This window comes from Nostoc sp. PA-18-2419 (assembly GCF_005869855.1).
Lineage (GTDB): Bacteria > Cyanobacteriota > Cyanobacteriia > Cyanobacteriales > Nostocaceae > Nostoc.
Window position 1 is genome coordinate 203370 of record NZ_SZNH01000011.1, and the last position, 20765, is coordinate 224134.

The following is a 20765-nucleotide window of genomic DNA, read 5'->3' on the forward strand; positions in this document are numbered from 1 at the left end:
TCTTTTAATTAAGCCTTGATTGATTTTTTATAAATGGTATTTGGTTTCTGCTAAGTGATACAACCGTCGCCAGAATAATCGATTGAGACCAACTACATACAAACTCATCATTCCAATTCCTAAGGTGATGCGAGGCCAGTCACCTGCTTGAGTCGCTTGAGCAATATATGCTCCTAAACCGGTTGCGGTCAAAGTGGTTTGTCCCCAGCTAACGATTTCAGACACAATGCTGGCGTTCCAAGCTCCACCACTAGCGGTAACACCACCTGTAACCCAAGAAGAAAAAATGCCGGGGATAATTAATTTACGCCACAACTTCCAGCCATGTAAGCCAACATCTGCTGCCATTTCACGCAAATCTGTGGGTACGCTCATTGCTCCAGCGATGGAATTAAAAAGAATGTACCACTGAGCGCCAAGGGACATCAATAAAATGCTACCCCAATCGATGCTGATGTGAGTACGAATAAACAAGAGGGTGGCAAAGGGAAAGATGAAGTTGGCAGGAAATGATGCTAAAAATTGCACCACAGGCTGCAATAAACGTGCTAATTTTGGGTTAAAGCCGATCGCTACACCAATCGGTGTCCAGATTAGTGATGCTATTACCAACAATACCAGTACCCGCCCCAAGGTAAGTAACCCTAAGAAAAATGCTTTGACTACTTCGCCTAACCCGACTGTGGTGAAAATAAAGTGCAACCCGGTAATTACAAGTGCGCCAATTACTACTAATAAAACAAACTTGTAAAGGCGATCGCTTAATACCTRCTGATTTTGATCTACATTATATCTTGGACGTGATGGTGTCAGTGATGACAGAAAGCTGCTAGCAAATTCACCGACTGGTGTCAATAGCTGGGTAATCAAACTGGGAAGTCGCGCAGCTTTGAGCAAGTCGAGAAGCCAAGACTCTGGCGCTTCTGCGGCTGCACTTGTCTCTAAGCGGAATTTATCCGCCCAAGCAATTAGCGGTCGCCAGAATAGCTGGTCTACCAATAATATCACCACTACAATTGCTAGTAATGCCCAACCTAAAGCAGACAAGTCTTCTTTAGCAACGGCAGCTGCAACGTAAGAACCAAGTCCTGGAAGCGTATACTTCTGGTTCAAGACGCTGATGGCTTCACTCGCCGCCACAAAAAACCAGCCACCGCCAAAACTCATCATTGCGTTCCACAGCAACCCAATGGTAGCTGAAGGTACTTCTAACTTTGTAAACTTTTGCCATTGTGATAGGCGGTAGAGTCTTGCTGCTTCATCGAGTTCGGGTGGTACTGTTCTCAACGATTGGTAAAAGGAAAAGGTCATGTTCCAGACTTGGCTGGTAAAGATGGCAAAAATCGATGCTGCTTCTAATCCCAGTAAACTACCGGGAAACAGAGCAATGAAACCTGTCACCGTAATTGACAAAAAGCCCAAGACAGGAACGGACTGTAAAATATCCAGCAGGGGAATTAAAACTTGCTCTGCCCGCCGACTTTTGGCAGCAATGTAGCCATATATTAAGGTAAACAAAGTTGAGCAAAACAGAGCGATAAACATTCGTAGGGTCGAACGCCCTGCATAGTAAGGCAAATTACGTGGATCTAAGCTGACACTAGGTACAACGTCTGGTGGTACAAAGCTGATTAATGTACCTGCTCCTACACGTGCAATTAGTCCTACTAATACTAACGTACCCAGAATCAGGGCAATGTCAGCTAGACCAAACGGTAAGCGTCGTAACGCTTCCGGCGAGGGAAAAGTTCGCCTCAGCATAATTGTAGTTCCTTTTTTTCAAGTCGCGGTCTAGCTTTTTACATGAATATCATATTGCTTTTAGCTCCGGGAGTATTTTCTTGGTTTGCTAAGATTGCGAGAGTTTCTCCAATGGGGTAAATCGCACATCCTCTTGCAAAAGCTCCACTCTCCATAGACAAGGGTTAACTCTTGTCTGTACCAACTCGCTATTTGATATCAGTGGTAAACTAAAACAACTTTCATCAAAAGTCAATAAGTCGTTATTTTCGTTAGAGTTGGGATAATAATCAAAGTGTGAGGATTGATACTAAATGCGAGTATTGCTGGTGTATCCAATATTTCCCAAAACCTTTTGGTCATATGAAAAAATTTTGGAATTAGTTGATCGCAAGGTTTTATTACCACCTCTAGGTTTAGTAACAGTAGCAGCAATTCTCCCCCAAGAATGGGAATTTAAGCTCGTAGATCGCAACATTCGTACAGCAACAGAAGATGAATGGGCGTGGGCAGATCTAGTAATCTTGTCGGCGATGATTGTGCAAAAACAAGATTTACTCGACCAAATTCAGGAAGCAAAGCGGCGTGGTAAGTTGGTTGCAGTCGGCGGGCCTTACCCAACTTCTGTACCTCACGAAGTGCAAAATGTGGGTGCAGATTTCTTGATTTTGGATGAAGGGGAAATCACTTTGCCGATGTTTATTGAAGCAGTTCAACGGGGAGAAACTTCTGGGATTTTCCGCGCCACAGAAAAACCAGATGTGACAACTACACCAATACCCCGCTTTGATTTATTAGAATTGGGTGCCTATGACATGATGTCGGTGCAGTTTTCGCGCGGATGTCCCTTCCAGTGCGAATTTTGTGACATCATTGTTCTCTACGGTCGCAAACCACGTACCAAAACCCCAGCCCAACTGTTAGCAGAGTTAGATTTCCTCTATGAACTGGGTTGGCGGCGGGGTGTGTTCATGGTGGATGATAACTTTATCGGCAACAAACGCAATGTAAAATTGTTGCTCAAAGAGTTAAAAGTCTGGATGGCAGAACATAAATATCCCTTCCGATTTGATACTGAAGCTTCAGTTGATTTGGCACAAGATCCAGAAATGTTAGAGTTGATGGTTGAATCAGGTTTTGCTGCGGTGTTTTTGGGCATTGAAACACCAGATGAAGATAGTTTGCAACTTACCAAAAAATTCCAAAACACTCGCAGTTCTCTAACTGATGCTGTGCAAACCATCATCAAAGCTGGATTGCGCCCGATGGCTGGGTTTATTATTGGATTTGATGGCGAAAAAACTGGTGCAGGCGATCGCATTGTCCGTTTTGCAGAACAAGCAGCAATTCCTTCTACTACCTTTGCGATGTTGCAAGCGTTACCCAATACTGCGCTTTGGCATCGCCTGAAAAAAGAAGGGCGGCTGCGGGAAAATCAAGATGGTAATATCAACCAAACAACATTGATGAACTTTGTTCCCACCCGTCCTTTAGAAGAAATTGCCAGAGAATATATTGAGGCATTTTGTACTTTATACGACCCAGTACAATACTTGGATCGCACCTATCGCTGTTTTTTGATGATGGGTTTACCAACTTGGAAAGCACCAGCCAAAATGCCAGAGTGGTTAATTGTCAAAGCCTTGTTAATTGTGATTTGGCGACAAGGAATCAAACGCGAAACCCGTTGGAAATTCTGGCATCATTTATTTAGTATTCTCAAACGTAACCCCGGAGTTTTTGAGCATTACCTCGCTGCTTGTGCCCACAACGAGCATTTTCTAGAATATCGCCAGATTGTCCGCGATCAAATTGAAAGTCAGCTAGCAGAATATCTCGCGCAGGGTGTAGAAAAGCCGTATGTGCCAGTGAAACAAAAAGTAGAGCAAAAAGCTGAAGCAGTAGTCAGTTAAGCATGGTAACGATTAATATCATGTTCGGGTGAATACTTGTCATTGCCAACCAAGTGAAGTAATCGCACAGACGTTGTGATTACTTCTCTAGGAGACGCTTTGCGTAATACGTTAGGTGTAGGTTGGGTTTCGCGTTGCTAAACCCAATGCAAATCAGGGTGTTGGGTTGACGTAAGGAAATCCAACCTACAATTTTTTGCAACATTTTAGCGTTGCCACGCTACTATTGGCCTAGCAAGCCGCCATTCGATTATTTATTTGTAAATCATTTCCTTTAAAAGATTTTTAGAGAATTCTTGCCTAAGTCGTAACTAGTTTCTGGAATTTGTAATCTCGGCGTTGTAGTCATTATTAGAACAACGAACAACTTATATATAACTTGTATAACTAACCTTGGGGTCATATAGCCCACCAAAAGCCCAGTCATAACGACTGGGTTTTTGGGTTTAAGAGCGACGGCAAAGGTGCGCTGCGTTTACGCTTTTGATGTTATTCTTTAATGGTTACTGTATATAACACAAGGACTTTTAACTTATTGTGTTGGTCAATTCCATTAGTCAAATATCTTTGTTTGGCGATAAATAAAGACGGGTTGCAACCCGTCTAATAGCTTGAAAGTGCAAATACACCTTGTATAGTATTGAAAGTAACACAATTATTTTGACAATAGTTGCCAATTTGCCAAGTCGTAAAAAATACACACATTCAATTGCTGCTTATTAAGTTTTGTAAGTAGGTCAATATTGAAAAATGCAGATAGAATTTTTGCGATTAGTTTGCTTCACTTTGTTTTGCTCGTAATCACATTTGACGTTAAATTAGGTTGAGCTAGCTATCACAACTCTTGATGTAAGATTAACGCAAACCTAAAATTTCGCCAATCGCTGCTCAGATGATTTCTAATAATTAACGAACTCCCAAGAGATAGCCAATAGCTTGAATCACACTGAGATAAAAATTACCTTCTCTTTCGCGGAACAATTGAAAGACAGAATCAGGTGTGCCAAAAAATGGTCTGAGAGTCCATCCTAGCTGGCTACCAACGAAAGCATAAAGAAATAACCAAAACTGTAAAATCTTCTGGCGTGTCTTGCTACCTTCATTATCTTGTTCTAAAACTAAACTCGTAGCCTGATATAACGACGAAATACCAATAAATCCAGTGAGTGCAAAAATGAAGACATTTAAAAGAATTAAAAATTGGTAATTATTAGTAGTAATTAAGAAAAAGAGGGTAATTGGTGCAAAGCTAAATAAAAGTACGCTAGTTACGGAAACCGCAGTTAATACTAATGCTAAATGTTGTCCAAAAGTTCGCTTTGAGCCAAAGATGATGTTAGCGAAATATAACGTCGGAATGCAAATTAGCAGTGTGATTAAATAAAGGGCTGGAAGTTTAATCGCGGAAGACAAAGCTTGCATCCAGCTATGATATGCACCAATGATTGCGCCATAGATAGCCAGGAATAAAGAACTACAAACCAGTAAAGAAATGATTTTATTTGGTAATCTTGCACCTTGGCGAACTTCCTCTAGAAATCCTTGGCGATCGCGCAGGAAGCCAATCAGCACGCCAAAGTATTTGATTCCTACAGATTTCCGTTCAATCATAATATCCTCACACACATATTGTTTAAGTTTCATCGTCACAATTCAGAATTAATCAGGCTTGAATACCCAAGCTTGATAATTTAAGTAAAATCCAGCAGGTATTAAACCGTTAAATTTTCAATTATTATGACTCCTGACTCGAAAAATTATTAAGTTTAGTCTAAGTAATCACCGCCAGAACCATATTTATAAGCATCAATTAAACGATGCCAATAATATTGTTGTTTGCTTGGTTGATTCTTAATCCATCTTTCTAACATCGGACTTAAGCGAAACAAGGTAGTATAAACACCTAAATTTACGTAATGCACCATCCAATCTAACAAATTTCCTAAACCAACTTGGGGAATGATTTTAATAACTAATTCTGGATGAGATAAATTGGTTTTTAACAGTGCTTGTGAGAGTGCCCGAAATTGTACTATATCTTGCAAAAACGGTTTTAGCACTGGTGTACCCAGTTGTTGCATTTCCTCAAACACTGCTGACAGTAGTTGATTAATTTGCTCTGGGGGAATTTTCTGATTTGCACCAACACTCATCGCCTTTTGAAATAACCAGGTAACAGTCAAACTTGGCTGATACGGTTGCAGGAGTGACAGCGTTTTTGCAGATAATTGTTCAGTTTGCAGCGCTTCTTCAATGCCAAATGTTAGACGCTTTAGGTGACGCACCATCGCACCAAAACCACCGAAACTCAAGGGAGATTGACTACCACTACTATCTCCTACTGGTAAAATGTGATTCCAAGGAGTTCTAAGGGGACTTTGGCGATAACTGGGAAAAAAGCCAAACAAGGCTCGTTGAAATTTCAGCTGACTTAATTCCACACCCTGATATTCTGGTAGAAGACGCAGATATTCCTCAAAGAAAGCTGCTAAACTTAAGCGTTGGGGATGTGCATCCATGTAGGTAAATAAGTAAGTGGTTCTACCATCTCTAGCTGGGAACGCTTCCCAGAAGTACTGGCATTGATTCTGCAAAGATGTAAATGATAACAACAAATCGCCTGAGCTATTTTCCGGAAAACCTTGGGCGCAAGTTCCTACCACCAAGCAAAGAGCGTCTGGTTTTTTTCCTTGACGTGCTTGTTGGGCGATGGGAGAAGAATGTCCCATTGCATCGATTAACAGCCTAGTTTTAAATTGATTATTTACCATTACCCCATCTGGATGTACTACTGCTCCAGTAAAAGGTGTGTTTTCCAACAACTTCCCACCAGCAGCGAGAAATCGGGTTTTTAATGTAGCCAGCAAATATACAGGATCTATACCGATATTCAAAACATCCTCTACCCAAATTTCTGTACCCCCGTGAAAGCCGACTCGTGCAGGGTTATATTGAGTCGCGATCGCAGTTTCTAATTCTTCCTGTGTTAATAAGTCCAATTCCACAAACACATCTAACTCTTTACGAGAAATATTCCACTCTTGTTCCCTTCCCCGGAGAATTCCCCGTTCCATCAATACTACCCGTAGTCCCTTGAGTGCTAAAGCCGAACCAATTAAAATGCCCAACGTCCCACCGCTGATCAGCACATCCCAGTCTACAATGCCTAAAGGCTGCTGACTTTCTGTAACTAAGGTTGGTACAGGTGCAGTATTTTCTCTGAGGGATGTTAAGATGCGATCGCTTTGCTCCAACCCTGTTAAAACATCACCGGGTAATTGGGAAAGAATTTTTTGGGTTAAAGACATTTTGAAAAAACTGAACTCTACATTCCAACGCTAAATTTACTTGTTCAGGCAAGCAATAGGGAATAAGGAATAGGCAATAGGGAATAGACAAAAATTAATTGCCTCTAAGACGCGATTCATCGCGTCTCTACAGATGATGTATTTGTCATATTATTTTTTCAAATTGGTATAATTCACAAATTATTTAGGAGTGTTATATATAGCGATTCCCAATCACATAAAGTACATAAATTTGTAGGGGTGCATAGATATGTGCCCCTACGTTGTACCTATTACGAATTATGTTAGCGAGTCTTCGAGCGTCATTACGAATTACGTTAGCGCAGCGTTAGCGATTCTTCAAGCGTCATTACGAATTATTCGTTTACTATTTCTCAGCCTCTTCAATTATCAAAATGACAGACTCGTGCTTCAGTTAATGTTAGATATTTTAACTCCTTCAATAATGCTGAAATCGGTTTCTGTTGGGTAAATTTTGCTGAGTTTAAACCCAGCAGATTCAAACAAGTCTCTGAATTCGGCTTCAGTACGCTCCCGTCCACCAGAGCACATCGCCAACATATTGACATCTCCAAACTTCGTCCAAGAAAACTCGTTTCCAGGAGATATTATGGACTCTATGACTAGCAATCGTCCTTGTTCTTTCATAGCTTGATAACAGCGCTTAAGAATGGCGATCGCTTGCTCATCATCCCAATTATGAATAACATGCTTAAGTAAGTAAGCATCTCCACCTTCGGGGATAGGCTCAAAAAAGCTACCTCCTATCAGTTGACAGCGATCATTGACAGATGCAGTTTCGCCAGAATTTTTGGTCTCCTCAATCACTTCTGTGAGCTCGAACAACACCCCTGTCATCGTCGGGTTAGCTTCGAGAATGGCAGCAAGAAAGCTACCTGTACCACCACCAACATCAACTAGCTTGCTAATTGACGAAAAATCATAAGCCGACAATTGTGGAATATGTGCCTCTTTAGCGATCGCAGCGACACCTTGATGGAAGATTTCTCCGACAACAGGATTTTGTTTGTTGTACTCAAACAAATTCATGCCATACAAATCTTCAAAGGCACTTTCCCCTGTCTGCACGCTATGCATCAAATTTCCCCAGGATTTGTAGTAATGCTCCTCACCCCGCATGATTGCTTGATTATGTATAGAATCAGGGACATTGCTCTGTAAACAATCTGCTAGTGGAGTCAGTTCAAAGCATTGGGGTTGGGTTTCAGCAAAAATTCCCAGACTAGCAAGAGCTCGTAACACTCGATAAAGAGAATCACTGTGGGTATTTGTTGCAGCAGCTAAAGCATTGCAGTGCTGGGAACCGTCTTTGAGCAAATCAGCAATTCCAAGTTTAGCAACAACATAAATACATCGTGAAACCCAGTAAGCGTATACCCATTGTTGTACAGTCAAGGGAGACTCAAAGGTGGCAGGCTTGTAGTCTGATAAAACCATGATTTTTATTTAAATTTATTGAATATTGGTATTCTCAAAGCATTGCAATTAAATTTACCTTACCTTCTTTGTATTCACTTGGTTTTAATACAAAGAGATAGCTTTAATTCTGGTTTTTTAACTTCCAACCTTTTAAAATCATTGCATCAAAACTGCGGTCGGGCATAATTTTTTTCAGCATCAAATCAAGCATTAGAAGCATCTGTTCTTTAGACAAGAAATAACGCGTTTTGGGTTTACTAGCTTCCAGAGCTTCTATAATTGCACCTGCAACTTGTTCGGGTGGCATTCCTGTGCGATTCGATTTAATCAAACCCTCGACAAAAAATTTGTAGGCATCACCATACATAGCTTTAGCTTCAGGTGACATATTGGCAAAATTTTTCTCAAAGCTTTCTTCCACCTTATCCGGCGCTGCTGAAGCAATCGAGCCTGGTTCCACCAAAATAACTTCAATTCCCCAAGGTTCTAACTCCATTCTCAATGCATCTGTAAATGCTTCTAAGGCAAACTTGGAAGCACACAATGCAGAGGCGAATGGGAAAGCTATTTTGCCACCTGTTGAACCGATGTTTATGATCCGACCTTTGGCTTTGCGAATTAATGGTAAGAATGCCTGAGTAACTGCTATTTGTCCAAAAACATTGACTTCAAATTGCCATCTCAAGTCGTCAATTGAAAGATACTCGATAGGGCCGTCCACCAAGAAACCCGCATTGTTCACTAATCCAACCAATCCGCGATCGCCAACAGATTTTGAAACAATGTCGGCAGCAAATTTAATTTCTTCTGCTTTAGTAACATCCATTAATATCGGTGTTAAATTCTCAGATGCATCATTTTTAAGTGATTCAGCATCTTTTTCTTTACGCACCGCAGCAAAGACACGATATCCTTTTTTGTCAAGTAGGAGCGCTGCTGCTCGACCTACTCCTGTGGATGTTCCTGTAATCAAAACAGCACCATTTTGTTTCTGAACCATTTTTTTAACTCTCACGATTGGTAGGACATTTATCTACAAAATAAAACTTCAATAAATCTATCCAAGAATTTTTTCTTAACTATAAAGTTTTGGTTTCCATTTTGCTAAAATAATTAAATTCTTGTAAAGTTAACTTAATTGCAATTAACAAAATTATTACATCCGTTAAAACTATTCCATAATATATACCTCCTAAACCAAAAAATCTTGATAAGATGATTACCATTGGAATAAATAAAATTAGACTTCTTAAAATAACTATTATCCCAACAACTTTTCCTTTACCTATAGATTGAAAAAGAACTACACTGCAAGCAATAACTGGCATTAATGGTATCACTAAATTAAGAATCCAAAAGTAAATAAAATCATCAATAGTGAAAGTTACCTTAGGTAAGAGCAAGCCCAGAAAGGTTTTGGGAAATAATTGCATAGGCAGCCAAAATAATATTAACAAAGCAATGACACCAACGACAAAAGTCAAATAAGCTTTTTTCAGCCGATGGTAATTTTTTGCTCCATAATTTATACCGATTACAGGTTGGAAGGCTTGCATAAACCCATTCAGAGGAATGAATGCTAATAAACTTAATGTCTCTGTAGCTCCGAAGAAGGCTATATCATTCTGGGTTCCATAATGAGAGATAGATTTAAAAACTACAAAACTTTGAATTAAACTCATAATTGGAGTTAGTAGCTCTGAGATTCCCACTGATAAAATCTCAGGTAATAAATCTATTGCAATAACTAATTTTAGAGGATGAACTGGGATAGAACTTTTACCAGAAATGAAATATGTTAAGATAGCAATACAGTAAACAAGCATTGCAATAACTGTAGCAAAAGCTAATCCCTGAATTCCCCAATTAAATATTTTAATAAAGATAGTATTTAAAATAATATTAACAATGACAAAAATAGCTGCAAATATCATAGTTAATCGGAGTTTTCCTTCAGATTTGATCAGATGGTTAGCAGCAATAGCTATGATACAAAATACTGAACCTAGCATATAAGTCTTAAAAAACTTTGCTCCATTAGAGGCAACTTCACCACTTCCGCCCATGAACACAATTAATTCTTCACCAAAACTGTAGCCAATGATTGTCAGTACCAAGGAGATAATAATACTTATTATGATTAAGTTGCCAAATATTTTGGACTGAGTTTTAATATCTCCAGAACCAATAGCTCGACTAAGAACAGAAGCAGAACCTATGCCAACTAAGTAAGCAGAACCAAGAATAACAGAAGTTAATGGTGAAGCAAGAGATATACCAGCGACAGCAGTTTCACCAATTAGTTGTCCTGCAAATAAAGCATCAATAAAAGTGCTTGAGCTGAGTAACAGCGTTCCCAAAATACCGGGAGTTGATAACTTGAACATCAGTTTAATGAGATTGCCTTGGAGGATCTCATTTGTCAGTTGAGATTGTTTTTGGGAAGTCATTTTTAGGTTCTTAGTTTGATGCTGTTGACTCAACTTTGACCAAACGGCTAACGCGATACTGCTTCACTGCTTTCAACTCCATCGATTTTCCAGAGTTAAGTGTACTCATCACCTCACCACTAACTTCAACTCTGGCTTCATAAGCACCAGATACGCCTCCATCAGGAGTAGCATAATCAATACGTACTTCTGCCCAATCAGGCTCTTGTCCTTGGAGAACTTCTTCAGTAGCAACCACTTTGCCGACTTTCAAATAGTCGAGCCAAGTCCAACCCAATTGTGTCCAGATTTCGCGCTCAGCAATTTGCTCAAACTTGGTTAAACCCGTCCATCCTCGGTAGAATTTATGCAAGTCTGCAACTGAACCATTTCTGTTCGTCAGTAAATCAAGGATTTCAGGTTCTAAATGTCCCCACAAGCATCCTTGGGGTAAATCAACTAAGGTGGGTGCGAATTGATGACCGCCAAAATGAGTTGTTTGCCACACTCTTAAATTTCCCTTGGCAGCCGGAGCATATTCCTTTCTTAGTCGGCGATATAGGGGGGTTCCAAATCTACCACAAGCAAGATCCACTTGAGCATGTGTGCAAACCATGAGTTCGCGGATGTGACTGGTTTGTTGTTGATACTGCTGAAATTCTGATAAATTGTTGGGCTGTTGGATGGACTGTTTCAATATTGCCGTTACTAAAGTAATTGCTTGTTCGTGTGGCACAACAAATTCCTGTTTCTCAAACTCACAAAAGAGTTTGGCAGGACGATAGTAGTACAGCACGCGGGTAAAACCAGGATGAGAATACTCGCGATCTGGAGCAATTAGTATTGGTCTAATATTAATTTTATGCTTGAGGGTGACCTCTTGAAAAAAATCTATCAATGCTTTAATTGTGAGATTTTTTTCATAGATGTCTTGCGGCCAAGGTTGGGGAATTTCCATAATCAACCAGTGGTCACAAGTACCTGCTGTGCCAATGGGGTCTTCTTTGTTAGCTTTGGAAACCAACGAGCAAAAACGGCAATCTGTTGTCTTAAGTTGATCAAACTCTTGAGTTTGCAATTCAAACTCCTCCTAAAAAAAAGCTGCTTGAGGATTACTATATTTAGCCATCCATTAGTCAAAAATTTTAGCTATGGTAGTGAATAGCTGCCGTCGATTATCTTTAAATTCACGGCGACCGTGCATAAATCTCGAATTATCTATCATCGCTAAATCGCCAGCTTGCCAGGATATTTCTTGGGTAGACTTGTCGAAAAGTTTCTCAAGTTCATCGACAACTTCCTCAGAAAACTTTGAACCATCTTCAAAAATCTCCCATCCGCGAGCGTGAGCTGTCCAAGCGAAGTTGGCAAATGCATCTTGATTCCCATACTTGGTTTTTACTACTGCTGAGCAAAGATATTTTAAAGAAAAGCTTGAATCTTCATTTATTTGATAATTAAAATTCTCAAATTGATCCAAGACTTGCTTGCAATCATCAATGGTTTCACCACAGTCAACCCATTGATTTAATACATTTAATGGCACATCTTCAAAAGTAAACTTGAGTTTTTTATCAATAAATAACTGTTTGGTATCTTTGCTCATTTCTTTCCAAAGTTGGATACCATCCCAAAATAAAGTTTCACCTCCTTCTTGTGCAGGGGTTGTACAGCAAAACCAAATAACATCGGGTTGATAAGGACTAGAACCATGCTCTGTATGAGCAGCACTAGCACCCATTCCGGTATCTACTGAGTTAACAAAATCAACCGAGTCAAGACTTCCCTTGGTGGGGTCTTTAAGGTAGCTATGACTGAATTTTTCCGAAAAAGCTTTCATCTGTATAGGAGTTACACTAAAACCTCGAAACAGAATAACTCCAGATGACTTGAATAAATCGAGAATTTCCGCTTGAGAAAAGTGTAAAATATCTTCACAATCGTTAGTACTGTATACTATTTTTCCTGTTCCTGTTCCTAATGGCTCGATTTTTTCAATCATGGTTTTTATTTGGTATTTTTTAGGATTGACATTCTAACTACTTACTGCAAAACGAAACGTATTTTATGCTGAATTAGCAACGAACTGCTGTGGCTTTGCTGGGCGCTGGCGTTTACCAAGCATTACCATTTTTAAGCCACTAGCAGGGGGATAGTTAACACCTATAGCCTTGGGTTTTTCTACTCTTTGTTCATCGGCTAGTGCTAGTTGATAGCGACAGAGAATTGTTGCTAAAACTAGCTTCATTTCAAAAAGCGCTAACACCTCGCCCGGACAGCGGCGAGCACCGCCCCCAAATGGTAGAAATTCATAAGGAGAGTATTGTCGCTCTAGAAACCGTTCTGGTTTGAATTCCTGTGGTTGTGGGTATAAGTCTTGACGCTGATGTGTCAAATAAATACAGCCTCTAGTGACTGTACCTGGACTCAATTCGTACCCCATGACTTCAATTGGTGATTCTACTAATCTGGGAAACGTAACTACTTGAGTTGGGTAAATTCGTAGTGCTTCATTACAGACAGTACCGAGGTAAGGTAGCGTGGCAATAGCCATCGGATCTGGAGATTCACCAAGAGTATCAAGTTCTGCTAGCAATCGTTCGCGAACATCTTTTAAATGGTGAACCCAGTACAATGACCAAGTTATGGCGGTGGCTGAGGCATCTTGACCACCTAATAGTAATGAGGGAAACAAATCGCGTATATCCTCGTTGGTCATTGGTTGACCTGTTTCATCACGAGCAAACAGTAGTTCAGAGAGGACATCGCTGCGAGTTGGATCTACTTTTGCTCGGCGTTCAGTAATTTCAGCATAGAGTAGTTTGTCAAATTGGCGTTGGAGATCAAGCCAATATCCCCAAGGAGTCCAACGCCCTAAATCTTTTCGCAGAAACGGATAAGCCAGAGATAACCCCAGCCAGGGAGACCGGGCAAAAATGAGTAACTTGGAAAGTATTTGCTTAAATTGTTCGTAACGCTCTCCTGCGTACAAACCAAACAAAGCTTGCAGTATTACCTCTAGAGTAATTTTTTGTACTGTAGAGTAAGCAATAAAAGCTTGCCCTGGTGCCAAATCGTTGATGACTCGATCTGTTACTTGACAGATGCGTTGCCCATATACTTTGACCCGAGTCCCGTGCAGAGGAGGCATCAACAACTGACGGCGATGTTTGTGGCGCAAACCGTCAAGCATCAGTAACCCGTTGTTTCCCACCAGTGGCGCACCACCTTCGTTCAACTTACCAGAAGCTGTAATTTCTTTAGCACTGGTAAAAATCTGCTTTATCCCTTCTGGATTACTGACAATCACTAAAGGTGTAGAACCAGCCATAATAGTGAAAATATCACCATAGCGATCGCCCATAGTATCCATGAACCCAAGGGGATTGGTCTTAAATTCATCAGCGAGCGATCGGGGAGAAGTTTTTGGGCCATCAGGTAGTTTCATTAGTATTTTTAATAAAAATTAAGTTTTTGAGAGGTGTTAAACTGAACTGACAACGAATGTCTGCGACTGTCCTTGATGTTGACGCCGACTATGCATAACCATTTTCACACCGCTAGCCGGGTAACAAATTAGACCTCCATATTTGGGACGTTCTGGACGCTTACTAACTAGCTCTAATTGATAACGTGAAAGAATAGTTGCTAATATAAGTTTCATTTCAAATAAGGCAAAAGTTCCGCCGATACACACACGAGAACCACCGCCAAATGGCAAAAATTCATAGGGAGAAAATTGTTTTTCTAAAAAGCGTTCTGGATTAAATTCTTTTGCGGCAGGGTATAAATCTTCGCGCTGATGTGTGGAATAAATATTAGCAATCAGTATTGTACCGGGATTCAACTGGTAACCCATGACCTCAACGGTCGATTCTACCAACCTGGGAAATGCAAACAACTGAGTCGGGTAAATTCGCAAAGCTTCATTACAAACAGCATTTAGGTAAGGTAATCCTACAATACTCATCGGGTCTGGATTTTCACCAAGGCTATCGAGTTCTGATAGCAGGCGCGAGCGAACATCTTTTAAACGGTGAATCCAATATAATGCCCAAGTAATTGCAGTTCCAGAAGCATCACCAGCCGCAAATATCGGCGATAATAACAGGTCACGTACCTCTTCATCACTCAATGTTTCGCCTGTTTCATCACAAGCAAAGAGCAGATCCGAGAGCATATCAGAGCGTGAAAAATCTGCTTGCGATCGCCGTTCTTTAACCTCAGCCGATAGCAATTGAAAAAGTTCTCGTCTTAAGTGAAGACGATACCCCTCTGGACTCCATTGACCTAAATCTCGTTGTCCAAAAATATTCACCAGAATCTTATCTCTAAGAGACTGTCCGACTCTGAGCGCATATACAAATAATTGTTTGATTTTCTCACAGCGCTCTCCTTTATCCAAACCCATTACAACTTCTATACCCACTCGTAAGGTAATATCTTCAATTGTTGGATAGGCAATAAAAGGTTTTCCAATCACTTGTTTATTCATCATCTTTTCTGTGAGTTCACAAATATGCCGCCCACAAGCTTGCATTCGCGCTCCGTGAAAAGATTGCATTAATAGCTTACGCCGATTTTTATGAATTAAGCCATCTAATTGCAGAACTCCTTGATTTCCTGTCATCAAAGCGAAATCTTGGTTCAACTCACCCCTAGCTGCAATTTCCTTAGTATTTGTGAAAATCTCCTTGATTCCTAAGGGATTACTGATATAAACAATTGGTGTAGAACCAAACATTAAAGTGACGATATCACCATAACGTTTGGAAATAGCATCCATATAACCAAAAGGATTAATCTCGAATCGCAGACCTATCAACCAAGAAGGAGTTTTCGGCCCTGGGGGTAGTTTCATCAGCTTTTGTACTCCCATTATCTATTTAGTTTATACATAGCATTATCGATACAATTTCTCAGATGTTTCGCTAATTCTTGAATATGAGGTTCAACAAAAATCGAGAAATGATCGCCAGGAACTTCAATTACTTGAATAGGTTGACTATAATATTTACCCCAGCCCAATAATGGGTCATCAGTACTCCATTCTGGATTATCAAAGTCATGAATAATCTCCTCCTTAGCTCGAAATAGAGTTATAGATTGAGGATAAACTTGGGGAACATAATTTCGCATGGCTTGAACATGGGCTTTGAAAAGTTTGTAATAATGAAAAAAATCTTCAACCTCTGTATCGCTAAAAAGAAAGTTTGCTTTTTTATTTACTAAATGAAATTGCTCATTTAATGATAAAACTCGAAGTTCCTCAAAAGGGATTGAAAAATCTATATTATTGTTAGTTTTTATCGATTCAGCCATCCGGAGTAAGAATTTTGCATCGTCATCTTTTGTAGATTCAATACGTGTTTCTGATAAAATCGTATCGATAACAACTAACAAACCTACTGTTTGACCTTGCCTTTGTAATTGCTGCGCCATTTCAAAAGCAAGCGTACCACCGTAACAATGACCGCCTAAAAAATAAGGGCCATTTGGTTGTACTCGACGAATTTCTTTGAGGTAGCGAGTTGCGCTTTCCTCGACCGAAATAATTTCAGGTAGGTCTTGCTCTAAGTTATGTTCTAAGGCATAAAATGGATAGTCCTCACCAAGCCTTCTAGACAATATAAAGTAGTTATTAATACCTCCACCAGCACCATGTATACAGAAGAAAGGTATCTTGTCACCATTGGAGTTAATTGCTACTAAAGGAGAATTAGAACTATGGCGTGATGGTTGACTGACAATGGTTGCTAGTTTTTCAATTGTTGGGTTTTCAAAAAGAGTAGATAGGGTAAGATTATGCTCAAATCTGTCATGAATTTGAGCAATTAAGCGTACAGCTAAAAATGAGTGACCACCCAAGTCGAAGAAGTTATCTGTTACCCCAATAGGGTTAGTATTTAGAAGCTTTTCCCAAAGTTTTACTAATGATAATTCTGTAAAATTACGAGCAGCAACGAAAGATTGGGTAGTATTTGGTCGGATAACTTCATTTGTGGTCAGAGAACGCTTATCTACTTTGCCATTAGGTGTTAGTGGCAGCGCATCCAGTACAACGAAAGCAGATGGGAACATGTAATTAGGCAACTTCTGTTGTAAATCTGGCAATAGTTGTGCAGCTATATCCTGTTTATGCGTAACAACATAGGCAATCAAACGTTGATTTTCTTGAGTATCATTGCTGGCAATTACAACAGATTCTTGCACATCTGGATGTTGAGCGATCGCAGTTGCAATTTCACCTAATTCTATTCGGAATCCTCGAATTTTTACTTGTTCATCACGGCGACCCAAATATTCTAAATTACCATCTATCAGATAACGCACTAAATCGCCTGTTTTATAAAGTTTAGTTCCTTTAATAAAAGGGTTATCAATAAATCTTTCTTGAGTTAATTCTGGACGATGCAAATAACCCCTTGCCAATCCGTCACCACCAACATAAAGTTCCCCAACAACTCCTATAGGTGTTAGTTGTAAATGGTGATTTAAGACATAGATTTGAGTATTGTCAATAGGACGGCCGATAGGGACACTATTGGCTTGATCTGATAATAAACTGGTATCGTAGTAAGTAGCGTTGGCAGAAACTTCTGATGAGCCGTAAAGATTAATTAGTTTTGCAAATGGCATCAATTCTCGAAAAGTTTTAGCCAAGTTAATAGATAGTGCTTCTCCACTAGTTATCCAAAGTTTTAGTTGTGATAATTTTTTGGTTAGATGATGATAATTATCTAAAAATAAATGCAGTAGTGAGGGTACAAGTATAATCCGGGTAACTCGATGATGTGCCAAAGCTTCGATAAATAGCTGCGAGTCTAGTAGAGTTTGATTGCTAATAATTACTGTAGGAATTCCTTGAAGTAAAGGAGCAAAAATTTCCCATATAGAATCTACAAAGCTAATAGCTGTTTTCTGACAACAAACTTCATTTGGGGTAAAAGGATAAGTTTTCCATAACCAGTGTAAGCCGTTTACTGTACCGCGATGAGTACCAAGAACGCCTTTAGGAGTTCCAGTTGAGCCAGAGGTGTAGATAATATAGGCAAGATTATCAGCTTGTGATTTGCTAATGAGATTTTCTTGATTTTCTTGAGCAATTTCGTCTTTGTGGATATCCAAGCAAACAGTTTTAGCTGAAGATAGTGAGAGTTTCTCTAATATTTCCTGTTGGCTAATTAATATCGATGCTTGAGAATCAGAAAGCATAAAACTCAAACGCTCAACTGGATAACTTGGATCGAGGGGAATATACGCTCCACCAGCTTTGAGGATAGCTAAAATTGCCACTACCATATCTAGAGAACGTTCTAGACATATAGCAACGACAGTTTCTGTTGTTACACCCTGTTTTTCTAAATAATGTGCAAGCTGATTAACTCTATAATTAAGTTGACGATAAGTTAATTCTTGTGACTGATGAATTAATGCCAAAGAGTCAGGCGTTAGTTCAACTTGCTGCTCAAATAATTGATGCAAAGCTGCATTTTTATAATTTGCAATAGTTTGATTAAATTTAAATAATAATTGCTCTTTTTCAAAATTATTTAAAAGTGAAAAACTACAGATATTTTGCTCTGGATTAACAACGATGTTTTCTAATAAAGTCTGGAAATGACGAATAAATTGGCTAATAGTTGTTGAATCAAAAATATTTGTATTATACTCTAAACATCCTGTTAATCCCTCTTGGGATTCAAACATCGACAGGAAAATATCTAATTGAGCTGTACCGCTGTCGAAGTCTAAAGTACGCAAGGTTAAACCAGAAACCTCCTGCACAGATACCGGACTGTTTTGCAGGACAAACATGACTTCATAAAGTGGATTTCGACTTAAGTTTCGTTCGGGTTGCAATTCTTCTACAAGCATCTCGAAAGGTAAATCTTGATGTGCATAAGCATCGAGAGTCACCTCACGAACTCGATGTAAAAGTTCGTAAAAAGTAGGATTACCATTGAGGTTATTACGTAATACCAAAGTATTAACAAATAATCCCAGCATTCCTTCTAATTCGGTACGGTTGCGGTTAGCAATTGGAGAACCAATTAAGATATCTTCTTGCTCTGTGTAGCGGTATAGTAAGATATTAAATGCTGCCAGCAAACTCATAAATAAAGTAGCGTCTGCTTGCTGGCTTAATTGTCTCAATGCATCAGTTAGAGCTTTAGAAAATGTAAAGTATTGCTTAGCACCAGTAAAAGTAGTGACATGAGGTCGTGGACGGTCTGTAGGTAATTGTAGTACAGGTAGCTCACCACTGAGTTGTTGTTTCCAATAATTTAATTGGGTTGCTAAGAATTTACCTTGAATGCGATCGCGTTGCCAAATTGCAAAATCTGCATACTGAATTGGGAGTTCGGGTAAGGGAGAAGGTTGATTTGTTGAGAAAGCAGCGTATAGCGTTGACAACTCGCGCAGGAACACACCGCAAGACCATCCATCAGTGATAATGTGGTGCATGGTTACAAGCAAAACGTGTTCTTCTTCACTCAAGCGAAGTAAAGTTGCTCTAACTAAAAGTCCTTTAGCTAAATTAAACGGTTTTGTTGCTTCTTTAGCTACAAGTTGTTTAACTTCTCCTTCCCAATCTTTATCAGACAAATACTCAAGATTAATAATGGGTAAATCCCAAGTTAATTGCGGTGCAATCTTCTGTATTGGTTCTCCATTTACAAGTTTAAAAGTTGTGCGCCAAACTTCATGACGCTGAAGAATTTTATTCAGACTTTGCCTAAGTGCTGTAATTTTAAGCTGTCCTTTTATCTGAAAAGCGATAGGAATATTGTAAAAATAACTCCCGTGATAAAGTTGGTCAATAAACCATAATCTTTGTTGAGAGAAAGATAAAGGAATATTCTCACTAATTTGACGTTTAGGAATAGTATCAGATTTAAATTTTCCTCCCTYCCATTTTTCTAAAAGAGCTTTTTTTGCTGGCGATAAATTAGAGTATTGTTTATCCATTGTTAAAAGTTATCTCAAGAGTTACTAAGTGCAACTTTTTTTAGGTAAATAATTATTAATTATGATTGCAGTACCATGAAGACCAAAAACTTTGTCATTTTACTATTGTGCTAGATATGTTTCCAACAAACAAAGCAAGCGCTACCTCCTAACCCTCCAGCATCAACATGACTAATTTCAGTGAAGCCTACATTTTCTAAAGCCGATTGAACATCTGTGAATAAGTGATCTTTTCTCAGCCAAGTAGTGTCTGAACGCTTCCAAGTTTTTTCTACTAATTCAAATCCGGTAACTTCGATTTTCCACATCTTTTTTTCCGAATTATAGTTAAATAATTCAATAAATGCACATTCATCATTAACATAGATATGATTGAAAGAACCCTCTTGAGTCTGCTTATCCATCAATTCTATTAATGGTATCGAAAACACGAACAGACCATTGTCCTGTAATGCTGCATATACATTTTTGAAGATGGCTGTTAAGTCTTCATTATTGAGGATGAAAAGTAAAACATCGATTGAAATAATAGCATTGAAGGTAGGTGGCAACTCAAAGTTGCGTATATCACCAAAGATAAATTCACTGTCAGGTGCATTTGTTTGAGCATAGCCTAATAGTCCTTTAGATGCATCAATTCCAGTCATTTGATACCCTTTCAAGTGAAGCTGTTGTACTAAATGTCCACAACCGCAACCAAGGTCGAGAATATGCGCTTCTTTAGAGATATATGGAAACAATATTTGCTCTAAAAAAGGTATTACACCATCCACTATAAATTCATCTCTATTCTTAAATTCGTTCTGTAAGCGAGCAACCGATTCATAATTTGGAGGATTGCTAGCTAAAGATATAAAAGAATTAGTTGCCAAAGACATAAACTATTTTTCCTATTTATAAATAATTTTTGAAATAAATTAATTTGAAAAACTGAAAATTAAAGGATTTTTTATCACGTTTAG

At 39.1% G+C, this 20765-nt stretch carries 13 protein-coding genes; 1 reads left to right on the forward strand and 12 read right to left on the reverse strand.

Annotated features, from left to right (window positions below):
- Positions 1–27: 27 nt before the first annotated feature.
- Positions 28–1761 carry an ABC transporter permease gene (locus FCR06_RS14225; RefSeq protein WP_138500678.1) on the reverse strand — a complete coding sequence of 578 codons (1734 nt, stop codon included), beginning with the start codon at positions 1759–1761 and terminating at the stop codon, positions 28–30.
- 293 nt (positions 1762–2054) lie between these two features.
- On the opposite strand from FCR06_RS14225, the gene FCR06_RS14230 reads away from it, so the two are divergent.
- A complete protein-coding gene (locus FCR06_RS14230; RefSeq protein ID WP_138500679.1) occupies positions 2055–3653 on the forward strand; it encodes a B12-binding domain-containing radical SAM protein in 1599 nt (532 codons plus the stop codon).
- 906 nt (positions 3654–4559) lie between these two features.
- Here the strand turns inward: FCR06_RS14230 and FCR06_RS14235 are convergent.
- From FCR06_RS14235 to FCR06_RS14285, 11 genes are all read right to left on the reverse strand, one after another.
- Entirely contained in the window at positions 4560–5264 is a 705-nt protein-coding gene (locus FCR06_RS14235; RefSeq protein WP_138500741.1) for an actin-binding WH2 domain-containing protein, read from the reverse strand.
- Positions 5265–5419: 155 nt separating this feature from the next.
- Positions 5420–6961, reverse strand: a complete 1542-nt coding sequence (locus FCR06_RS14240) for an FAD-dependent oxidoreductase (RefSeq protein WP_138500680.1) — start codon at positions 6959–6961, stop codon at positions 5420–5422.
- A gap of 411 nt (positions 6962–7372) precedes the next feature.
- Positions 7373–8419: a methyltransferase gene (locus tag FCR06_RS14245; RefSeq protein ID WP_138500681.1), complete on the reverse strand. Its 1047-nt coding sequence runs from the start codon at positions 8417–8419 to the stop codon at positions 7373–7375.
- Positions 8420–8522: 103 nt separating this feature from the next.
- Positions 8523–9401 (reverse strand): SDR family oxidoreductase, encoded by an 879-nt coding sequence (locus FCR06_RS14250; protein ID WP_138500683.1) that lies wholly within the window; start codon positions 9399–9401, stop codon positions 8523–8525.
- 79 nt (positions 9402–9480) lie between these two features.
- Entirely contained in the window at positions 9481–10851 is a 1371-nt protein-coding gene (locus FCR06_RS14255) for an MATE family efflux transporter (RefSeq protein ID WP_138500685.1), read from the reverse strand.
- A gap of 10 nt (positions 10852–10861) precedes the next feature.
- Positions 10862–11908 carry a sucrase ferredoxin gene (locus FCR06_RS14260; RefSeq protein WP_138500687.1) on the reverse strand — a complete coding sequence of 349 codons (1047 nt, stop codon included), beginning with the start codon at positions 11906–11908 and terminating at the stop codon, positions 10862–10864.
- 54 nt (positions 11909–11962) lie between these two features.
- A complete protein-coding gene (locus FCR06_RS14265; RefSeq protein WP_138500689.1) occupies positions 11963–12832 on the reverse strand; it encodes a TauD/TfdA dioxygenase family protein in 870 nt (289 codons plus the stop codon).
- 63 nt (positions 12833–12895) lie between these two features.
- A complete protein-coding gene (locus FCR06_RS14270) occupies positions 12896–14278 on the reverse strand; it encodes a cytochrome P450 (protein WP_138500691.1) in 1383 nt (460 codons plus the stop codon).
- 36 nt (positions 14279–14314) lie between these two features.
- A complete protein-coding gene (locus FCR06_RS14275; protein ID WP_138500693.1) occupies positions 14315–15691 on the reverse strand; it encodes a cytochrome P450 in 1377 nt (458 codons plus the stop codon).
- Positions 15692–15708: 17 nt separating this feature from the next.
- Entirely contained in the window at positions 15709–19803 is a 4095-nt protein-coding gene (locus tag FCR06_RS14280) for a non-ribosomal peptide synthetase (protein ID WP_138500695.1), read from the reverse strand.
- A gap of 110 nt (positions 19804–19913) precedes the next feature.
- Positions 19914–20681 carry a class I SAM-dependent methyltransferase gene (locus FCR06_RS14285; protein WP_223280140.1) on the reverse strand — a complete coding sequence of 256 codons (768 nt, stop codon included), beginning with the start codon at positions 20679–20681 and terminating at the stop codon, positions 19914–19916.
- Between the last annotated feature and the right edge of the window lie 84 nt (positions 20682–20765).

What these genes read in the sequence shown, in the direction of transcription:
- FCR06_RS14275 (WP_138500693.1), bottom strand. Translation starts at nt 15,691, where the DNA reads ATGAAACTACCCCCAGGGCCGAAAACTCCTTCTTGGTTGATAGGTCTG.
- FCR06_RS14245 (WP_138500681.1), bottom strand. Translation starts at nt 8,419, where the DNA reads ATGGTTTTATCAGACTACAAGCCTGCCACCTTTGAGTCTCCCTTGACT.
- FCR06_RS14255 (WP_138500685.1), bottom strand. Translation starts at nt 10,851, where the DNA reads ATGACTTCCCAAAAACAATCTCAACTGACAAATGAGATCCTCCAAGGC.
- FCR06_RS14285 (WP_223280140.1), bottom strand. Translation starts at nt 20,681, where the DNA reads ATGTCTTTGGCAACTAATTCTTTTATATCTTTAGCTAGCAATCCTCCA.
- FCR06_RS14235 (WP_138500741.1), bottom strand. Translation starts at nt 5,264, where the DNA reads ATGATTGAACGGAAATCTGTAGGAATCAAATACTTTGGCGTGCTGATT.
- FCR06_RS14250 (WP_138500683.1), bottom strand. Translation starts at nt 9,401, where the DNA reads ATGGTTCAGAAACAAAATGGTGCTGTTTTGATTACAGGAACATCCACA.
- FCR06_RS14270 (WP_138500691.1), bottom strand. Translation starts at nt 14,278, where the DNA reads ATGAAACTACCTGATGGCCCAAAAACTTCTCCCCGATCGCTCGCTGAT.
- FCR06_RS14240 (WP_138500680.1), bottom strand. Translation starts at nt 6,961, where the DNA reads ATGTCTTTAACCCAAAAAATTCTTTCCCAATTACCCGGTGATGTTTTA.
- FCR06_RS14230 (WP_138500679.1), top strand. Translation starts at nt 2,055, where the DNA reads ATGCGAGTATTGCTGGTGTATCCAATATTTCCCAAAACCTTTTGGTCA.
- FCR06_RS14265 (WP_138500689.1), bottom strand. Translation starts at nt 12,832, where the DNA reads ATGATTGAAAAAATCGAGCCATTAGGAACAGGAACAGGAAAAATAGTA.